General features: G+C 38.1%; 18 protein-coding genes, 1 pseudogene and 1 other annotated feature. Of the genes and pseudogenes, 3 read left to right on the plus strand and 16 right to left on the minus strand.

The genetic code is table 11. The features are described from left to right. Positions 1 to 142: 142 nt before the first annotated feature. The 11 genes and pseudogenes from tyrS to LZP85_RS11600 all read right to left on the minus strand — a co-directional run bounded on the left by tyrS (position 143) and on the right by LZP85_RS11600 (position 10220). Positions 143 to 1387, minus strand: coding sequence for a tyrosine--tRNA ligase (gene tyrS / locus LZP85_RS11550; RefSeq protein ID WP_119543571.1), 1245 nt, complete (start codon positions 1385 to 1387; stop codon positions 143 to 145). A 40-nt stretch (positions 1388 to 1427) separates the two neighbouring features. Further along, positions 1428 to 1643, minus strand: a binding site (T-box leader). Beyond that, positions 1638 to 2144, minus strand: coding sequence for a MarR family transcriptional regulator (locus LZP85_RS11555; protein WP_025909552.1), 507 nt, complete (start codon positions 2142 to 2144; stop codon positions 1638 to 1640). Its footprint overlaps the feature before it by 6 nt. A gap of 133 nt (positions 2145 to 2277) precedes the next feature. Further along, the gene (locus tag LZP85_RS11560) at positions 2278 to 3141 is read right to left on the minus strand and encodes a LysR family transcriptional regulator (RefSeq protein WP_206782569.1); all 864 of its coding nucleotides are present in this window, start codon (positions 3139 to 3141) and stop codon (positions 2278 to 2280) included. Between the two features lie 43 nt (positions 3142 to 3184). Beyond that, positions 3185 to 4351: an iron-containing alcohol dehydrogenase gene (locus tag LZP85_RS11565; RefSeq protein ID WP_226638979.1), complete on the minus strand. Its 1167-nt coding sequence runs from the start codon at positions 4349 to 4351 to the stop codon at positions 3185 to 3187. Between the two features lie 13 nt (positions 4352 to 4364). Then, positions 4365 to 5348 (minus strand): annotated as a pseudogene (locus LZP85_RS11570) (zinc-binding dehydrogenase). Between the two features lie 64 nt (positions 5349 to 5412). Further along, the gene (locus LZP85_RS11575) at positions 5413 to 6075 is read right to left on the minus strand and encodes a type 1 glutamine amidotransferase domain-containing protein (protein ID WP_206782567.1); all 663 of its coding nucleotides are present in this window, start codon (positions 6073 to 6075) and stop codon (positions 5413 to 5415) included. 136 nt (positions 6076 to 6211) lie between these two features. After that, positions 6212 to 7825, minus strand: a complete 1614-nt coding sequence (locus tag LZP85_RS11580) for a putative polysaccharide biosynthesis protein (protein WP_078989530.1) — start codon at positions 7823 to 7825, stop codon at positions 6212 to 6214. Between the two features lie 153 nt (positions 7826 to 7978). Next, on the minus strand, positions 7979 to 8458 hold the full coding sequence (locus LZP85_RS11585; protein ID WP_224840300.1) for a DUF4188 domain-containing protein: 480 nt from the start codon (positions 8456 to 8458) through the stop codon (positions 7979 to 7981). Positions 8459 to 8609: 151 nt separating this feature from the next. Continuing rightward, positions 8610 to 9218 (minus strand): DUF2812 domain-containing protein, encoded by a 609-nt coding sequence (locus LZP85_RS11590; RefSeq protein WP_119544168.1) that lies wholly within the window; start codon positions 9216 to 9218, stop codon positions 8610 to 8612. A gap of 6 nt (positions 9219 to 9224) precedes the next feature. Beyond that, positions 9225 to 9491, minus strand: coding sequence for a PadR family transcriptional regulator (locus LZP85_RS11595; RefSeq protein ID WP_119544172.1), 267 nt, complete (start codon positions 9489 to 9491; stop codon positions 9225 to 9227). 165 nt (positions 9492 to 9656) lie between these two features. Continuing rightward, on the minus strand, positions 9657 to 10220 hold the full coding sequence (locus LZP85_RS11600) for a histidine phosphatase family protein (RefSeq protein ID WP_061785545.1): 564 nt from the start codon (positions 10218 to 10220) through the stop codon (positions 9657 to 9659). 189 nt (positions 10221 to 10409) lie between these two features. On the opposite strand from LZP85_RS11600, the gene LZP85_RS11605 reads away from it, so the two are divergent. Beyond that, positions 10410 to 10886, plus strand: coding sequence for a DUF4825 domain-containing protein (locus LZP85_RS11605; protein WP_224840302.1), 477 nt, complete (start codon positions 10410 to 10412; stop codon positions 10884 to 10886). A gap of 51 nt (positions 10887 to 10937) precedes the next feature. Here the strand turns inward: LZP85_RS11605 and LZP85_RS11610 are convergent, their stop codons facing one another. Beyond that, positions 10938 to 11672, minus strand: a complete 735-nt coding sequence (locus LZP85_RS11610) for a DsbA family oxidoreductase (protein WP_119544073.1) — start codon at positions 11670 to 11672, stop codon at positions 10938 to 10940. A gap of 638 nt (positions 11673 to 12310) precedes the next feature. On the opposite strand from LZP85_RS11610, the gene LZP85_RS11615 reads away from it, so the two are divergent. Then, positions 12311 to 12853 carry a hypothetical protein gene (locus tag LZP85_RS11615; RefSeq protein WP_025910939.1) on the plus strand — a complete coding sequence of 181 codons (543 nt, stop codon included), beginning with the start codon at positions 12311 to 12313 and terminating at the stop codon, positions 12851 to 12853. Continuing rightward, entirely contained in the window at positions 12796 to 13278 is a 483-nt protein-coding gene (locus LZP85_RS11620) for a DUF6241 domain-containing protein (RefSeq protein ID WP_119544074.1), read from the plus strand. The genes LZP85_RS11615 and LZP85_RS11620 overlap by 58 nt, the downstream gene beginning before the upstream one ends. Positions 13279 to 13312: 34 nt before the next feature. Here LZP85_RS11620 and LZP85_RS11625 read toward each other — a convergent pair whose 3' ends face one another. The 4 genes from LZP85_RS11625 to LZP85_RS11640 form a co-directional block, all read right to left on the minus strand. Next, positions 13313 to 14782, minus strand: coding sequence for a glycoside hydrolase family 32 protein (locus LZP85_RS11625; protein WP_234561731.1), 1470 nt, complete (start codon positions 14780 to 14782; stop codon positions 13313 to 13315). 11 nt (positions 14783 to 14793) lie between these two features. Next, on the minus strand, positions 14794 to 16032 hold the full coding sequence (locus LZP85_RS11630) for an MFS transporter (RefSeq protein WP_226638988.1): 1239 nt from the start codon (positions 16030 to 16032) through the stop codon (positions 14794 to 14796). Between the two features lie 135 nt (positions 16033 to 16167). Further along, positions 16168 to 17151 carry a LacI family DNA-binding transcriptional regulator gene (locus LZP85_RS11635; RefSeq protein WP_076512468.1) on the minus strand — a complete coding sequence of 328 codons (984 nt, stop codon included), beginning with the start codon at positions 17149 to 17151 and terminating at the stop codon, positions 16168 to 16170. Between the two features lie 101 nt (positions 17152 to 17252). Continuing rightward, positions 17253 to 18563, minus strand: a complete 1311-nt coding sequence (locus tag LZP85_RS11640; protein WP_182840883.1) for a DPP IV N-terminal domain-containing protein — start codon at positions 18561 to 18563, stop codon at positions 17253 to 17255. Positions 18564 to 18697: the final 134 nt, after the last annotated feature.

Consider the following 18697-nt stretch of genomic DNA (forward strand, 5'->3'; position numbering starts at 1 on the left):
AAAGCAATACTACATAGCGCGGCTTCTAATTTAGGCGTTCTCATCTCTATATCTTTACTTTTTTTGATACTACTACTATTTACATTTTTAATCATAATATGTAGCCATGAAAAAAAGCTCTCTGGTATGAGAGCTTTCTCCGTTATCTTTTAAGCTGAACAAATTTTCTTTTGCCAACTTGAACAATTAAGTCATTTTCTATGGCTACTTGTAAGTTTTCATCTGTTACTTTTTCTTGATTTAGTTTTACCCCACCATTTTTAATCATCCGACGGGCTTCACTTTTAGAGGTTTGAAGTCCTAGCTCAACCAATAGCTCAATGATTGGAAGTTGTTCTGAACCTTCCCATTTCATCACCGGAATATCATCTGGCAAAGCTCCTTTTTGGAAGACCGTTTTGAAATGATTCTCAGCTTCTTGTGCAGCTTTTTCACCATGGTACATTCGTACAATTGTTTTACCAAGCTGCATCTTTAGATCTCGAGGATGTTTCGTGTTCATTGTTAAACCTCGTTCCATCTCTTCAATTTCTTCTAAAGGTACATACGTAGCAAGCTTGTAGTACTTTATCATGAGTTCATCTGGAATTGACATTGCTTTTCCATACATGTTCCAAGGCTCTTCATCAATACCGATGTAGTTCTTTTTGGACTTAGACATCTTTTCTACTCCATCTAACCCTTCTAATAAAGGCATAAGCATGGCTACTTGCTTTTCTTTTCCATACTTCTCTTGAAAGTGACGTCCCATTAAAATATTAAAGTGCTGATCTGTTCCACCAAGTTCAATATCACATTCTAATTCTACAGAATCATACCCTTGCATAAGTGGATAGAAAAATTCGTGAAGAGAAACTGGCTTTCCTTCTCCTAAACGCTTTTCAAAGTCATCTCGTTCTAGTAAGCGTGATACGGTAATTTTCCCTGCTAAATTAATGACGTCTTCAAAATTAAGCTTTGATAACCAAAAGGAATTATAGTGAAGTTCTACTTTGTTCATATCTAGCACTTTTCCGAATTGTTCAAAGTACGTTTTGGCATTATGCTTGACTTCCTCATCCGTTAATTGTTTTCTCGCAATAGACTTACCCGTTGGATCACCAATTTTACCTGTGAAATCACCGATTAAAAGCTGAATAACATGCCCATTTTCTTGAAATTGACGAAGCTTATTTAATACGACTGTATGCCCTAAATGAACATCAGGAGCTGAAGGGTCCAATCCTAGCTTAATTTTCAGCGGTGCACCTGTTAAAACGGCCTTTGCTACTTTTTGCTTCAGTTCATCCGCAGGAATGATTTCCTGAGTTCCAAAACTATATAATTTGTATTGCCTCTCAATCTCTGCTTTTTGATTTTCTGTTGCTTGTGCTAAAAAGTTTTCCATTTTACTTCCTCCTTAAAAATAATAAAAACCACGCCCCTAAATAAGGGACGTGGTTCTTACACGCGTTACCACCCTTGTTGAAGAGAGATGTTCTCTTCCACTTCATTTTTTAACGGCTACTCACCGCTCTTTGCTGCTACACAAAGAAAGCTCAAGGAATGTAATTCACTTTTATCTATATACCAGTTCACACCGTCCACTGGCTCTCTGAAAAATAGGGAGATAAAAACTACTAAGATCCTCTCAATGCCTATACGTTATTAATATTTTGAATCATATAGCGAAGCTGCTCAGCTAACCGTTCTTGCTCACTTACTTCCATTGAATGAACAAGCTTCTTTTCACCTTGATGAAATTTTGGATACAGCTCTTTAATTACTTGTTCACCTTTTTCTGTTAGGCTAATGCTAACACGACGTCTATCTCTTGGGTCAGCACTGCGCTTACATAGGCCTTTGCGCTCTAATGTATTCGTTATGGTACTAATTGTTGCCGTCGTAACGCCTGAAGAAACAGCTAACTCTTTTGTTTCCCTTTGCCCCCATACCCACACATCATATAGTAATGAAAATGCAGTCCACGATAGTTTATGAGCTGATAGTACGTCACGTTCCATCACAATGCGCAAAGATTGAGCTGCTCTGTAGAGATTGGTAGCAACTGCTACTGCGTGTAAATCAACGTCTTCTCCTAGGCTTTCAGATAAAACCTTTAAACGATCTACCTCTTCTATTTGATGTTTATTTTTCTTATCCATTCGCACCTTACCTTGAATTTTCAGAATCATTAGCTACCTAATGATTAATTTATATAAGTGTAATTAAACTATACTTTAACCTAAAAAGCAAGCTCTATATAAAAAAAGCATGAAGCCTAAACGCGACTTCATGCTATTTCTGTAATTTTAAAAGTATCTCTTGAAACGCAGGGTGACTTTTATGATCCGATTTATAAGCAGCATAAATTGTATTGGAGACGTGCAGTGTTGAAAACAATACTTTAGAGCGATTTTGTGCGATTGAATCTTGAACTAAATACGTTGGTAAGACGCTTATCCCCATGCCTTGTTCAATTGCTTCTAATATGGCTCTTAAATCTGGAACAACGTGGGCTGCTTGAATATCAGGACGCTTTTTAAAATGCTCGCGCCAATACCTTCTAATAATCGGTAGCTCCAACCCATACGTGAGCCACTTTTGTTTTTTCAACCACGCTTCCAGCTCATCTTGCTGTAAGCTCGGCTCTTCAAGTTGAGCTGGAGCGGCAATCACAAACGTTTCATCTTCAATTTTCACGCAATCAATTCCAGCTTGCTGAAGTTTTTGAGTTGTAATAATAAAATCTACTTCGTCTCGTTCAAGCTTTTCTAATAATAGCTGTGCAACTCCAAACTGAACGGTGAAGCGTAGATTCACATCTTTAATTTTATGAAGAGCCCCTTTTGTAAAATATTCAACGGGTGACCCGATTCGTATAATCGGGGCTAACGAAGAAGACTCATGTTTGAGTTCAAGAGACGCTTTCTCTAGACTTTCAATTAAAGGAACAACTTTTGTATAAAGTTCTTTTCCCTTATCCGTTGGAATCATTTTACGTGGTGCTCGAATAAAAAGAGGCTCCCCTACTTCGGCTTCCAAAGCAGCTAGATGCTGACTCATCGCAGGCTGTGTTAAAATACGTGCTTTGGCAGCAGCAGATACCGAACGATGTTTATATATGCTAATAAAACTGCGATACCATTCAAAATCAATCATGTTCTATCCTCCGAGCCTATTTACCTTTAGTAAATACGTTCCTTTAAAGAGAGCGACGTAAGATGTCTTTTACATCTTCTTTATGAAGTGGAACATAGCTTCCTAGTGTTTCACCACGAACCATTGAACGATCCGCCATTAAATCTAATTTTTCATCGTTAATGTTGTAGTCAGCTAGCGTAGAAGGTGCTCCAATTGACGTCCAGAAAGTACGTAAAGCAGCAATCGTTTCACTTGCTACTTGCGCATCTTCTTTTCCTTCACGACTAATATCAAACACTCGCTCTCCTAGCTGTGCTACCTTGGCTGGATTTTTGCTAGCAACAAATTCCATCCAGTTAGGGAATAAGATCGCAAGACCTCCACCGTGAGGAATGTCATAGACAGCAGAAACTGCGTGCTCAATCATATGCGTAGCCCAATCAGTTTTAACCCCCATTGAAAGCGTACCGTTTAGCGCAAATGTGCCGTTAAGAAGCATCACTTCACGGTGCTCATAGCTTTCTAAATTCTTCATAAGCTTTGGTGCTGTTTCAATCATCGTGCGAAGAATTGACTCCCCGATACGCTCTTGAAGAGGCGCATTTTCTGAAGCATGAAAATATTGCTCAAATACATGGGACATAATATCAACGATTCCGTATACCGTTTGATCTTGAGGTACAGTATACGTAAGCTGTGGATCTAAGATGCTAAACTTTGGATACGTATGAATTGATCCAAATGAGCGCTTTTCATTTGTTTCCCAGTTTGTGATAACTGCCCCACCGTTCATTTCAGAGCCTGTTGCGGCTAATGTTAGAATGGTTCCAATAGGTACAGCAGAAGTCGGAACAGTTTTTTTCATAACAATATCCCAAGCGCTACCTTTATAATGAGACCCTGCAGCAATCGCTTTTGCACAGTCGATAACACTACCTCCGCCAACTGCTAAGATAAGATCCACTTCGTGTTGGCGAACAAGCTGAATGCCTTTTTCAACCGTTGTTAAACGAGGGTTCGGCTCTACTCCACCTAATTCAACCACCTGTACATCCGCTTCATTTAAAAGCTCTTGCACTTTATCGTATAAGCCACTGCGCTTAATGCTTCCACCACCATATAGCAGTAGAACGCGATTTCCGTAAGCTTTCACTTCTCCTGGTAACGCAGCTAGCTGGTCTTTTCCAAAAATTAGTTTTGTAGGGTTATGATACTGAAAGTTTTCCATGGTCTCTCTCCTTTTATTTGTTCATATCAACGACAATTTTCCCTCGTACATGACGTTCTGACAGCTCTGCTAGAGCTTGTGGTACTTCACTCAATGAAATCACTCTTTCAACAAGGGCAGATACTTTTTTCTCTTGTACTAGCTGTAAAAATTCATCACCCATTTTTGCCAAGTCACGTTCAGCAATTTCGTCATGGTTATGATGAATAGCATTAAGCGCTACTTCATGGAATGAAATAACCTTCGTGAACGGGTTCACTTTCGTATAATCAGGCGCTCCAGCAATATGCGCAATATGTCCATTGTAAGCAATCATATCTAAAGAAGCCGTTGCGTTATCACGACTTACCGTGTCTAGCACCGCATCGACGCCTCGTCCGTTTGTAATTTCCATAACGCGTGCTTTCACATCTTCTTCTCGGTAATCAATTACATGATCTGCCCCTAGTGACTTCACGTACTCGTGATTATGAGCAGAAGCTGTTGAAATGACGGTTTTGCCCGCTGCTTTTGCCAATTGAATTCCGAAGCCACCAACGCCACCAGCACCTCCATGAATTAAAATTGTATGGATTGCATTCATTGGAAATTTGCGAAACAATGCTTAATAAGCTGTATAACCAGCTGTTGGAAGAGCTGCTGCCTCTACAAACGTAATAGAATCTGGAATACGAGAAATTGTATGAGCTGTTGTTACGCCATACTCTGCGTACCCACCTTTTTTGTTAAAATCACCGTGGTATACAACACGGTCACCTTTTTGCCATTCCGTTACGTCTTCGCCCACTTCTTCAACTGTGCCAGCTACGTCTAACCCTACAATATGTGGATAAGTCCAGCTAGGGTTTCCGTTTGTTGCTGTTTTATAATCAACAGGATTTAAGCTTGCTGCTTCTACCTTGACAACAACTTCTCCTCTTTTAGCCACCGGCTTTTCAATTTCTTCAATTTTCATTTCACGCCATGTGTTTGGTTCATGCAATAATAATGCTTTCATTCTTTACCACTCCTATTCAGAGATACCCCCCTATAAAAGCTTGTACTTCTATAGGGGATTCTACTTATGCTAATTGTTTAATTACTTCTTTTGCTATGCTAATTGTTGATTGCGGATTTTGACCTGTGATTAAGTTGCCTTCTACTTGAAGGTGATCTGTCCAGTTTGCAGCTGCTACAAAGTTAGCACCTAGTTCACGAAGACGTGTTTCTAAAAGAAACGGCATAAACTGATCAAGCGTTGTTTCTCTTTCTTCTTCATCTGTAAAGGCAGTAACTGTTTTTCCAGCTACTAGCGGTGTACCGTCTGATAATGTTACTCCAACTAATCCAGCTGGTCCGTGACAAACCGCTGCCACAATTTTATTATCTTCGTAAAGCTCACGAATAACAGCGTGCAGCTTTTCATTATCCGGAAGATCAAACATTGTACCGTGTCCACCTGGTAAGAAAACCGCATCAAATCCTGATACATCTGAAATACTGTCTAGCTTTACCGTGTTTTCTAAATGAATAGCAGTATCCAGCATTTCTTGTGGAACATCTCCTTGAAGACTTCGATCATCAACCGGTGCTTTTCCGCCTAAAGGACTTGCTACTGTTACTTCATATCCCTTCTTTGTAAATTCAAGATATGCTTCACCAAATTCTGAAAGCCATAGTCCTGTTTTATGATCATCGTTCATTTTATCTGCTGTTGTTACAACCATTAAAATATGTTTTGACATATTAAGTTCCTCCTGAAGACGTGTATTGTTTTGTACTACAAGTCAAATTGTACGACCTCATTTTCGATAATACAAATTAGAAAATAAACCATTATCTATAAATATATTTATATATAAATAACTAAGGAGAAAAGCATCATGATACTTTTCTCCTTGGCTTTTTAAATAGATCCCGTATTTCGCTGTTACTAAAACTGCAACCCATATAAATACCTGCTCCCGCTATTGCTGAAAGAATAGCTGTAAGGACAGAAGCAGTATAATCCTGTACAGCGCCTGCTAACCAAACCGTTAACAATTTGCTCATGATAAACACAACGATTCCCATGAACGTTACGTGCACAATGGATATTTTCATTCTGGCAAGCTCGGGGATGATGCGGTATGACAGAGCTTTTTTAATAAGATGGAAATTATATAAAACAGAGACGCCATAGCCTACGTACGTCGCCAAAATTGGTGTGAGTTCTTTAAAAGATGAAAGTAGTGCAATATTTAGACTCAGCTTCAGTATAATCCCAATTAGCAAACCAGCAATGACCTTTTTCTGCTGATTAATTCCTTGTAAAATAGCTGCTGTAATAGTAAATAAACCAAATAAAATGGCCATTGGTGCGTACCATTGGAGAACAAAACCTCCCAGCTCATAGCTGCTTCCTGACGGAAAAATCATTCGATAAACAGGCTTTGCTAACAGTGATAAACCAACAGCAGCAGGAAGCGTCAAAAAGAAAAAGAGCTGCAGAACCTGCGTAATTTTCTGCTTCACATTATTTATTTCACCTTTTGTATAAGAAGTCGTAATGCTTGGAAGCAGTGACATCCCAAAAGCAGTTGCTAGTGAGACTGGAATCATTACCAATATCTGCGCAAGACCAATAACTGCATTGACTGTTTCGGCTTTTTCTTGGGTATAGCCAATCGATTGAAACAACGCATTAATTGTAAACGTATCGATATTTTGATAGATAGGAATGGCTAATCCAACAATTACAAATGGAATGCTATAACTTAATAGCTCCTTTAACATTGAAGCAATCGGAATTCTTTTGTTCTCTCGACTGTTCTGTACTTGTTTATAAATAAAATGCTTGCGCTTTTGATACACAGTTACCAATATAAGAAGACCTGCGCCGCCTCCCACCACTGCACCAAATGTCGCCACTCCAACCGCGCTTGTTATACTACCATTAAACATTGTTAACACAGCATACGTGCCACATACGATAAACAGAACGCGAACGACCTGCTCAATTACCGTGCTCAAAGCCGAGGGACCCATTGATTGATTGCCTTGAAAATACCCTCGTAGTAAGCTCATTGCTGGAATGATAAGAAGAGCAAAGCTGACCATTCGAATTACGTAAACTACGTCATCAATACTATTTCCACTTCCATCTTGCCTTCCAACAACGAAATGGGCTAAAGTTGGAGCTAAAGCATATAAAGTTGCGCATGCTATAAACCCAGTCACCATCATTAAAAACAAGCCAAACTTCAATAAATCTTGACTTGCCCGATAGTTTCCTAGCCCATTATATTTTGACACGTACTTGGAAACGGCTAGCGGGAGACCCATTGTCGATAAGCTAATCATAAGACCATAAGGCCCATACGCATATTTATAAAGAGCGTATCCTTCATCTCCTACCAAATTCATAAATGGAATAATATAAACAAACCCTAAGATTTTTGAGATGAACGTAGCAGCTGTTAAAAAAAACGTGCCACGGACTAACTTGTTATTCATATTCCTCTCCTCGCTAAAAAAAGCAGCTATAAGCCACTTTTAAACTCTTCATCTTTCACTTCACTCTTGGTTGTTTCATTACTTTTTTCTATTATTCGTTAACAAAAGCTTTTAAGTACCATTATTAATTTGCAATTGTAACCAACAATGAATTTATGAATGCTCTTTAGTCAACCTTTCTCTCGCAGACTCTAACCCTCGATTTACAGGCCTGTGCCCTTTTGCTTTCGCCAGTCCAAACAGCGGCATGTTTGCATAAATGGACTCATACGCATTTGCTTCGACTTTATACGTTTCATGATAGATCCCAACCGTTCCATCGCTTCCAATTCGCTGATTAAACTTCTTCCATGCTTTTAAATGACGAGCTCCTTTTGCATAGGACTCAAGTTGTTCAAAGCTTTTCCAGTATTGTATTAAAGTGATTGTTTTCCATGAAAAAGACATTTCCGTATGTAAAAAGCCGAGCTCTTTGTTTTGATAAAGTTCTTTTATCATCGGCGGCATTGCCATAAATACAGGAAGCCATTTTGAGAAAGAAAATAGTTTATTAATTCTCATACCGATAATAAACACAACCATATCTTCTTCTGAATCTGCCGTATAGCGCCCGTTGTAAATCTGCTTTGCCAACACCTTCACCTCCCAGTAATCATGTATAGTTTACCAGTTATTTCAAAGGAACACTATAACTTAAATTACATTTTTTACATATTGATTCTCTTGTTACTAAGAATGTACAAACAGCAAGGGCAGGCTTCAAACCTGAAGCCTGCCCTTGCTGTTACGAAGATAGCTCTTTAACTTTTTTTGCGTACTTCTGATAAGTTAAGACAAATATAATTCCACATATAATCATAATCCACGGGCTCAAAAATCTCATTAAAGCAAAGGGCGTTTCAAATAGAAAGCCCAATATAAATTGAGGATTTTCCATCTCCCAAAGGCCTTGAGTATAGTAAGCTGCTTTTGGATTCCAAACTGCTTCAAAGTTTTTATCAGAGTAAAACATCATAATGAAAAACAAAATAAAGACCATGAAGAAACCATTGTAGTTCATTAATCGTTTGTAATACGAAATCTGAGAGGAAAGGTCTGAAAACAACTCCGTATCTCCGTCTGGTTCCCCCATCCAATACTGTGTATGACTCATTTTTGTTCCAGCAATATGCTTCCACCCATAGTCTTCATAGAGCGTTTTATAAGATAAGAAATCAGCTTTATTTTTAAACGTCTGGTGATCAAGTCGAATAACATGACTTACAGCAGAGCTTTTAATAAAACTATAGCTTCCAAACATCCCAACTCGTTGACAAAGCCATCCTTTTCTTATCATTTCATTGAGCCATTCTTCTTCTTTCTCCACATCGATAAACAGTTTAAATTTCTTCATGATCACTCACTCCTTATATAAAGAAAGTATATGGGCTAAGCGCTGTTGTTCAACTTTCAAAATACGCTTCCCTTCGTCTGTGATGTTATATACTTTTCTCCTCGGATCATCAGATGGAACCTGCTTAATCCACTTTTGTTTTAATAAATTTTCAACCGCTCCGTATAGCGTTCCGGCTGCAATCCGAACATCATGATTACTTAGCTCTTCAATTCTTTTCATAATCGCGTATCCGTGCAAAGGTTCTCGTAAAGCTAATAAAATATAGTGCATTGTTTCTGATAACGGAAGAAGTTTATGCTTTTTCACTTATTCACCCTCTTTATACAGTTCAACTTTATACAACTCAACTATATATAGTTTAACTGTATATGTCAACATTTTTCCAAAAAGATAAAAAAAGCCATCGCTTCCAAAAGCGATGACTTTACCTACTTATTAAGGAGACTCATATGTAATGCACTTCCAATGTTTGCTGCTCATTTTTTCATATGTAACCCAGCCCATTTTCTCTAGTTCTTTTGCGAGTAAACGATTAAAAAATCCGTGACCAACAAGGACAACTGTCTCTTTATTTTTGGCATATTGAACTAAGCGTTCTGCTCCAATTTTTGCTCGCTTTCTCGCTTGCTTGTACGACTCACATGACTGACTGTATCCAGCCAGCCATAAAAGCCTTAATATGACAAGCCAAACAGCTGGTTTGCATTTAATAAACTGACCAAATGTACATTGAGGGAGCTCTACTTCTCTAAAGATACTGTCTGAGTTTAATCGTGACCCTCTCGTCAATAGATTAGCTGAGTGTTGACTTCTTTTTAAGTCACTCGTTAGTACGATGCCGCTGCTAGCAACAATTTCGACCGTTGACTGCGGGTACTCTTCTTCTTCCTGAACGCCTTTTTCGTCATAAGCTGACACCCATTCACGAAATTGTTCACTGCTTATTTTTTCATTTTCGTTCCAAGCAGATTTACCATGTCTTATAAACGATATTTTCATAGATACCCCTTTTCCCAATTGTCCCACTTATACATTACCAAAATATTCAATTTATTTCTATTGTCAATATTGTGAAATCTAAGCTCACTTCTTGAAGGAATGCTACACATTTGTTTAATTTTAACAATTCACTCCTCATCTATGTTACGATTAACAATGGATATTGGAGATACATCAGGAGGTCGAAAATTGCTAAAATATATGAAACTATTTTTATTTTCCTTATCGGTACTACTCCTTTTAAACGGCTGTAGTTCAGCTAATACCAGTAAAGATTTATTCGAGTTAAAAGGTTCCTACATCGGAGATAATAGCGCAGTGGTACACATTGTTCACCAACTCTTACATGAAGAAGAGTTTAAAAAGCTTGAGCTTCAGACGAAAGAACAGCCGTACGGCATCCATCTAGCATATGAAGACATCAGCGGCGGAGACAATGAACATAAGAAAGTAGCTATTTATAACGCTACCTTTATCTTTGCGTTAATTCAAAATGCAGACTGGATCACCTTTCAATTTGATGATACTGAATATACACTTACAAAAAAGGAGTTGGAAAGCTGGTATACTCAACAACTAAGCGATTTCTCCAGTGAACAGTCACTAAAAGAGTTAGCTACAGATTATCTAAACGACGAAGAAAAAGTGAATAAATTATTCCATTAAAAAAGGAGGAGCTTAAGCTCTCTCCTTTTTTCTTACGATATAACTTACTAGTTATTGTTCATCTTTTGATGGAACGGCACAGTTCCCATCCACGCAGGCTGCATCTACAGAGCTATCCCCAGATAAATCCTGCAGTTTAGGAGCCGGGTTTTCTTCTGCCCATACTTTTTCAAGAGCACTTGTGAACGTTTCTTTTGGCTGTGCGCCTGAAATAGCATACCTTTGATTAATGACAAAAAACGGAACACCCGTTACGCCGTATTGTTGCGCTAAACTTTCATCAATACGGACATCATTTGAGTACGACGTTTTATCTTCCAGAACGGCTAGTGCTTCTGAGCGATCTAAGCCCGCTTCTTCCGCTACGCTTACAAGAACCTCACGATCACCAAGATTTTTTGATTCTGTAAAATACGCATAGAGTAATTTTTCAGTGATTACTTCTTCTTGACCTTTTGTTTTAGCAAACTTTGCTAAGCGATGCGCATCAAAGGTATTCGTCGGCTTCATATTATCAAAATTAAACGTTAGTCCAACGCTTTTAGCCTGCTGGCCGATACCTTCATTTGCCTGCTGCGCTTGTTCAATCGTCATGCCATACTTTTTCGCTAACGCTTCATTAATGGTTTGACCTGTATTTAGTGGCGCATTTTGATCAAGCTCAAAGCTTTTAAACTCCACTTCAACATCATCTTTATGTGGAAACTGCGCAAGGGCATCCTCTAAACGACGTTTTCCAATATAACAAAATGGGCAAACAAAGTCCGACCATACTTCAATTTTCATAACTCGCACCTCTTCAATTCAAGATATTTGTTATCATACCATATGACTGAAGAAACTCTTAATAAGATGCTCAATGTTGGCGCTTAAATATGGTAAGGTAAAATCGTTTTCGCTCAACTTCTTGCACGTGTAGTTCATGAATGGTTTTTACCACATAATCATTTACGTAAATCATATTTGTTCCTCCTTTTATTTCGTCGCAATGAGGGCTTTAATTATTTCATTCCAGTATTCTTTAAACATATGCTTTTTCGTTTCAACATTTTGTTTAGCTGTCATTATTGGTTCCTCCTCTATTACTAACGCTCTCTTTCTTTCTATCTTCATTGTATGAATAAAGAGCTTTTATCGTATCCATCACCTGCCGTATCTTTTGGCATGTTTTTCTACAACTTTAGCCTGAGTTTTTACTACGACTTCAAAAAATGAATTTTTTTCCTTTTGTTATGTTACTTTATTTAAAACGAGCAGTTATACTTTTCATATACACATAGAGAGATACATGGAATTTTCCTTATTTGTTAAGCTGAACAGCACTATACTATGATTAGAAAATTTAATTTCACAAGAAAGATTAGCTGAAATGATTGTCATGATAGAATTGACTACCTTGAAGTAAGAAGGAGGAACCTAGGTATATGAACCCTATTTTTCTAGCCATTATACTGGGAGAAGTCGCTTTTTGGATGTTCTTGGCTTTAGGATTGCTTTGTCGGTATGTATGGAAAAAAGAAAAGCTCTCTCTTGTTTTGTTAGCAGCAACACCGCTTATTGATTTATTTCTGTTAGGAGTTACATTTATCGATTTATCGACCGGAACAAAGCCAACCTTTTTTCACGGCTTATCGGCAGCATATATTGCATTTTCCATCGTTTATGGCCACCAAACCATCAAGTGGGCAGACGAATGGGCGAACCATAAATGGAATAACGGTACGCTTCCTGAGAAAATCTGTTTAGTTGGTGAAGCAAAAAAGCAAGAGCAGTGGCGCTCCTTTTACCGTTTTTGTAAGTGCTCTCTTATTATGCTTATATTGATTGGATCTGCTTTTTTTATCGTTCCCTTTCAAGATACGTTTTGGCTCATTTACTGGCTCATAGCCATTATTTCTTCCGTATTTATTTGGTTCATTATGGGTCCGCTTCGATTAACGACAAAAAAGCAGGATACTCCTCTTTAACCACAGCTGCTTCTGTTGAAAAGGAAAAAGCAGAAGAAATTGAAGAAGAAATTAAAGAACAAACAAGCTTTATAGGTGGCGTATCAGAAGAACTCGGTATAACCGCTGATTCTGAAGAAAGTGAAGTGATGCAAATTATGCACGAGATGACTCATCAAAAAGTGCGTGCTCAGGATAAATGGGGGGCGGTTCCTTTAACAAATGAAAATGTCAAAAAAGTGATTGCAATTGTAGAAGCAAGTTCTTTTGAACATAAAACAGACATGCTAACGATCTTAAAACGTTGGGAAAATGATAATTTTTCAACAGTTGCAGAAGACCATAACTTTTTTTGGAGACTTCAAGGTGGAAATGTTGGTCAAGCCTATGGCACACTAACAATTGAAGAAGAACAAAAATTCATTGAGAATAATTTTGCAGAGTAGCGAAAAAGCACGGGACTAGTCCCGTGCTTTTTGCTTATTTCTCATTCCAAATATCTTTTAATTTCCAGCACGTTGCTTTTTTCAGTAGACTTTTTCCTGAACAACTTGTAAATTCTACACTGCGATACGGTTCTGTTGGATAGATACGACTTGTCATCGTAGCCTCTCCTTCATTAATAAATACTTCAATCGAAGAGCGGTCAACAAAAATACGTAGCTTCAACTGGTCACTAGCTGCTAGTTTGACACGACGAATTCCATCTTTTTTCTTGCCTGATTTAGAGCAATCAACCCTAAGTTTATTTGTAGATTTGTCATAGGCAAGAACTGTGGCTTCGTTTTCGATGCCTCGAAGTACTAGCTCTACCTTCTCTGCATTCGTCACCTCTAACACAGCTTCAACCTCAAACATTGAACCCTGCACACCCATTTCATAGCTAGAAGTAATCGTTTGATTTTCAATCGCTGACAGCTTCTTTTCTCGAAGCTGTGTCACCTCTGCAACAGGCACCATCTTTATCTTTCCATCAGCTGAAAGCGTAAGTTCTCTAGGTAATGTAAGTGCTCCGCACCAGCCATCTTTCTTTGTAGGCATATCCGATTCCCACATATCCATCCAGCCAATTGCAATCCGACGGTTTTTATCGTCTAAAAATGTTTGAACCGCATAAAAGTCATGACCATAATCTAACTCAATAAATTCTCCATGCCCAAACTTGTTCTTGTCGTACTCATATTCTCCAATCATATAGCCCGTTTGAAACAAGTTTTTAAAGTGATCTCCAGCTTCTTTTATCCCCTGTGGTGACATCAGTAGAACATGTTTACCGTTAAGCTCAAAGAAATCTGGACATTCCCACATATAACCAAGCTGCTCGTTTCCTTCTGCTAGTACGCCAATATACTCCCAGTTTCGAAGGTTTGGAGAGCGATATAAAATAACGCGACCAATGTTGTTTTTTGAATTCCCCACTATCATATGCCAATCCCTTCCGCGCTTCCATACTTTTGGGTCACGAAAATGATGAGAGCTATCTGCTGGCGGCTTTTCAATAACTGGATTCTCGACTACCTTTTTGAAATGTACTCCATCTGTACTGACTGCAATATTTTGGTTTTGATAAAACAAGTCTCTTTCTTTGTCGATATAATGATGTCCCGTATAAATTAACGTAAGCTCTCCATCATTATCAACTGCGCTACCAGAAAAGCAGCCATCCTTGTCACAAGCATCTTCTGGAGCAAGTGCAATCGGAAGATGTTCCCAATTAACTAAATCTAAGCTTTTCACATGTCCCCAGTGCATAGGACCCCAATTTTCATCATAAGGATGATGCTGATAAAAAACGTGATACTCTCCTTTAAATTGAACAAGACCGTTTGGATCATTAATCCAATTTGCTGGAGCCATAATGTGATAGCCGAGACGATGACGATTGTTTACCTTTTTCTTTGCTTGTTCCACTGCTTCCGTTGCTTGTTGAATTCCGTTCGTTGTTAACATATTCATTCCCCCTACACTATTTTAGGTACATTGTTAGCCTGCTTCAGCACAGGTTGTTTTTTGTGATTTAACAATGTAAAGATTGATAGAATGGTGAAAAATAACACAAAGCCACCCATAATTAAGTACGTAGATCTAAAACCAACTAAATCATATAACATTCCTGCAAGTGGAGACATGATAGAAGCTCCTACCTGTGAGGCAAACTGAAAGCCAACCAAGTAAAGAATAGATGATAAGCGTGTATCGAAGTTGGCCGCTAAATATTTAAAGATAGCAATTAACATGATTGGTAGTTCAAGCGCATGAATAAGTTTCATAGATGAAATCCCAATTGGCCCACCAACCAGGCCAGACCCTATGATGCGAAGTGCCATAAGGAGACCTGCTAGAATTAAACTATTCTTTGCTCCAAGCTTATTAACAATAAAAGGTGCTAGAAACATCATTCCAGCTTCCAAGAAAACTTGAAATGAATTTAAATAACCAAAAACCTGATTTCCCAACTGCTCTGTTAGAAATAATGATGCGTAGTAGATAGGAAATTGCTGGTCATATACGCCGTAAATGCACGTAACGCCAAGTATATAAACCATGAAGAACCAGAAGTCCTTCAATAAAAAGAGATTCCAAACGTCTTTCATTTTAACGGATTCAGCTTTATTCATCTCTGAATCTGTCATTTCAACTTTAACCGATAAAATGATTAAAACCAGAATGATAGCGGATACAGAAGCGACCCAAAAATTAATGTTTGGATTGATATTAAACAGCTGTCCTGCAAAAAACGTCGCTGCCGCCCAGCCTAAAGATCCCCACATTCTCGATTTTCCATATTCGAAGCTATACTTTCTACTCACTTTTTCAATATAAGATTCGATAGCTCCAATCCCTGCTAAGAAGGCAACGCCAAGGTATAATCCCCCTACTACGGCTCCAACTATTACATTGGCTTGGAGTAACGGACCATAGACAAATACGTAAAAAGGTCCCACAAACACAAGCAGTGTACTAATAAAAAATAAAATGTTTTTCTTTAAACCAATTTTATCGGAAACATATCCATAAATCGGCTGCATACAAAGAGCAAAGATAGCGTTTACAGAAAAGATAATGCCTGTTTCAGCCCCGTTTAGATTCATCTCTTGTCCAAGCCAAATCGAAAATAATGAGTAGCTCGATGACCACGTAAAAAAGAAAAAGAAAAAATAAGCGCTTAGCTTCCAATACAAACTTTTAGATTTATTCATCCCTCTAACCCCTTTGAAGTGAACTCATTCCCCAATATTTGAAAGCACTTTCAAATACATTCTATGTCAACCGGTTTCATATGTCAACGGGTTGACACAAAAAAAAACACATAGCCCATTTTAGGCTATGTATCGTTACGTTGTGCTTCCTTCCAATAACTGAACGGGAAGCTTGGTTTCTAAAGGCAGTTCACCAAACTTTCCTTCAATAGCTTGCAATAACAGTTCAACAGATCGCTGAGCAATTTGTTCAACCGGCTGCTTGATAGTCGTTAACTCCGGAAGAAGCGTTTGTGTTACCTCAGTTCCGTCATATCCCACTACTTTTAAATCGCTAGGAACATCTCTTCCTCGCCTCTTTGCTTCTCGTAAAACAGAAGCTGCAATGACATCATCACTGGCAAAAATCCCATCTACGTTAACTTGTTCATCAAACAGCTGTTCAATTATTCCCTGTTGACTGCGTCGATCAAACGTCGCGGGAATTTCATAAGTAATTGGTTCTTTTCCACTTTGTCTCATCACGTCTTCGTATGCTTTTCGTCTAAACCTCGCTGGCGTTTCTAATTCGGCTGGTCCATTCAAATGAACAATATGATGACACCCTTTTTTCAGCAACAATTCCGTCGCTAGCTTTCCTCCTTCATAATTGTCTGAGCTGACAACGGGTATCGTTTCAGATAAATTTCGGTCAATAGCTACGACTGCGAGATGCTCCTTGTGATAATTAATAATTCCTCGGTTATGGGTTCCAACAATAATTCCGTCCACTTGGTTACGCATTAACATTTCAACGTATTTTTCTTCCTCATCTACTCGGTTTAAACTGTTGCACAACAATACTTTGTAGCCTAATTTGGTACAGATATTTTCAATATAAAACGTCAGTTCACCAAAGAATGGATTGGCAACCGTTGGAAAGATTAAACCAATGACGTTTGTGCGCTTATTAAACAAAGAACGTGCTACATCATTCGGGAAATAGTTAATATCTTTCATCGCTTGATGCACGCGTGTTTTTGTTTCTTCACTAATATATCCTCTATTATTTAAAACGCGCGACACCGTCGTTGGTGATACGCCAGCGCGCTTGGCTACATCGCTAATCTTTGGTTTCATTCAGTAATCCCCCTGTTTTATGAAAACGATTCACCTTATTATACCTCGTTTTTCAAATAGAAAAAACAGGTACAGTCCACCTGTACCTGTTGCAGCTCTTATTATAGTGAATGATTATGCGTTGTCGTCACTTGCTTTATGACAAACGCAATGAGAAATAAGATAATGCTGCATGCCGCGATGCCAATTGATAGCGTCCCAATTGCAATGCCCACCCATGGATCAAAAACAGCTGCTGTAACAAAGCTTGCTACAACTCCTACAATAGCAATGCTAAGACTAATAATCGGAATTACGTATGGTTTATGCTTATTTTTATGAAACGAGTATGTGAATAAAGAAAGCAGTACGACGTATAATAGCCCAATTGTATATCCATTTCCTATATAGCCTACTAACTTGTTCAGCACGCTATTATTCGTATCTTTAGGAACTGATAACTTTACTTCTTGTATTTCTTTTGTTTTTAGATCAATTGTTTTTAACTTATACTCTTCAGGTTGTGCTGCCCAGGCTGTATCATGTAGAAAAACAACTTTATTTTGCTTATGAAAAAACACAGGAGAATTCACGCTAGATTTTAACGTTGTTAACTGCTCTGTTTTATTTGATTGAATATCAAATAAAAATAGTTCATATTCATATAACGAGCTGTTTTCAGACTCTTTTGAGACTGCTGTATACGCTACTTGATCACCAGATGGTGTAAAAGTTGTTTCATAGATATCTCCTGTTAGTTTATTGTAATTTACACGCTGTTCTTTGTTTGCTTTTAGATTATATGAGTAGAGCTCTTCATGCTCATTAAAAACGGTATAATATACGTCATCATCATCAACAGCTAAATCTCCCATTGAAAAATAGTCTTTCTTTGTTAGTTGCTTGACCTTTCCAGTCTGTACATCTGCAACGTAGAGATTACTTCCACCTTCTGCTGTTCCTTCTAATTTCCCAAGATCTGAAGCAGGCATTCCGATAAAATATATTTGCTGATTATTCTTTGAAAATACAGCATCCGTTACGTGTAGAGAATCATCACTAACCTTTTGAGGTGTTTGCCCATCCGCATTCGTAACATTAAGAACGTTTTGCTCATTAGCATCCGCTTTCTTTGCTAAAAATAAAATCTTTTTGCCGTCATTTGAATAGCGCGGTGTATGACTGCGAGTTTCACTCGACGTTGTAAGCTGCTGGACATCCTTTCCACTTATACTCGAACTGTAAATCTGTTCATTTCCATTTGTATAATATGAAAATAACAAACGATCGTCATTTGGGGAAATTGAAATTTCACTCCCTAAGCCCGTAAAAAAACGATACGGATCGTTACTTTGAGTATATGATAAATAAATGCTGCTAATTAATAATGCAAAAACAACAGCCTTAGCGCCCCATAAAAATCCTTTTTTCAACACTATCCTTCCTTTCCTTATCCATTATTTACATATTAACCCATTTAACTTTAGAATTCTAGAAAATTATTACATTATCACCTAGTTTAACTCTCTGTATTTCCGTAGAGGCAAATTTTATTATTAACATTAAG

Source organism: Priestia flexa (genome assembly GCF_021441905.1).
GTDB classification, from domain to species: domain Bacteria; phylum Bacillota; class Bacilli; order Bacillales; family Bacillaceae_H; genus Priestia; species Priestia flexa.

Excerpts from the sequence above, each read along its gene's own strand:
- tyrS (WP_119543571.1), bottom strand. The coding sequence starts at position 1,387 with ATGGAAAACTTTTTAGCACAAGCAACAGAAAATCAAAAAGCAGAGATT.
- LZP85_RS11555 (WP_025909552.1), bottom strand. The coding sequence starts at position 2,144 with ATGGATAAGAAAAATAAACATCAAATAGAAGAGGTAGATCGTTTAAAG.
- LZP85_RS11560 (WP_206782569.1), bottom strand. The coding sequence starts at position 3,141 with ATGATTGATTTTGAATGGTATCGCAGTTTTATTAGCATATATAAACAT.
- LZP85_RS11565 (WP_226638979.1), bottom strand. The coding sequence starts at position 4,351 with ATGGAAAACTTTCAGTATCATAACCCTACAAAACTAATTTTTGGAAAA.
- LZP85_RS11575 (WP_206782567.1), bottom strand. The coding sequence starts at position 6,075 with ATGTCAAAACATATTTTAATGGTTGTAACAACAGCAGATAAAATGAAC.
- LZP85_RS11580 (WP_078989530.1), bottom strand. The coding sequence starts at position 7,825 with ATGAATAACAAGTTAGTCCGTGGCACGTTTTTTTTAACAGCTGCTACG.
- LZP85_RS11590 (WP_119544168.1), bottom strand. The coding sequence starts at position 9,218 with ATGAAGAAATTTAAACTGTTTATCGATGTGGAGAAAGAAGAAGAATGG.
- LZP85_RS11595 (WP_119544172.1), bottom strand. The coding sequence starts at position 9,491 with ATGCACTATATTTTATTAGCTTTACGAGAACCTTTGCACGGATACGCG.
- LZP85_RS11600 (WP_061785545.1), bottom strand. The coding sequence starts at position 10,220 with ATGAAAATATCGTTTATAAGACATGGTAAATCTGCTTGGAACGAAAAT.
- LZP85_RS11610 (WP_119544073.1), bottom strand. The coding sequence starts at position 11,672 with ATGAAAATTGAAGTATGGTCGGACTTTGTTTGCCCATTTTGTTATATT.
- LZP85_RS11615 (WP_025910939.1), top strand. The coding sequence starts at position 12,311 with ATGAACCCTATTTTTCTAGCCATTATACTGGGAGAAGTCGCTTTTTGG.
- LZP85_RS11625 (WP_234561731.1), bottom strand. The coding sequence starts at position 14,782 with ATGTTAACAACGAACGGAATTCAACAAGCAACGGAAGCAGTGGAACAA.
- LZP85_RS11630 (WP_226638988.1), bottom strand. The coding sequence starts at position 16,032 with ATGAATAAATCTAAAAGTTTGTATTGGAAGCTAAGCGCTTATTTTTTC.
- LZP85_RS11635 (WP_076512468.1), bottom strand. The coding sequence starts at position 17,151 with ATGAAACCAAAGATTAGCGATGTAGCCAAGCGCGCTGGCGTATCACCA.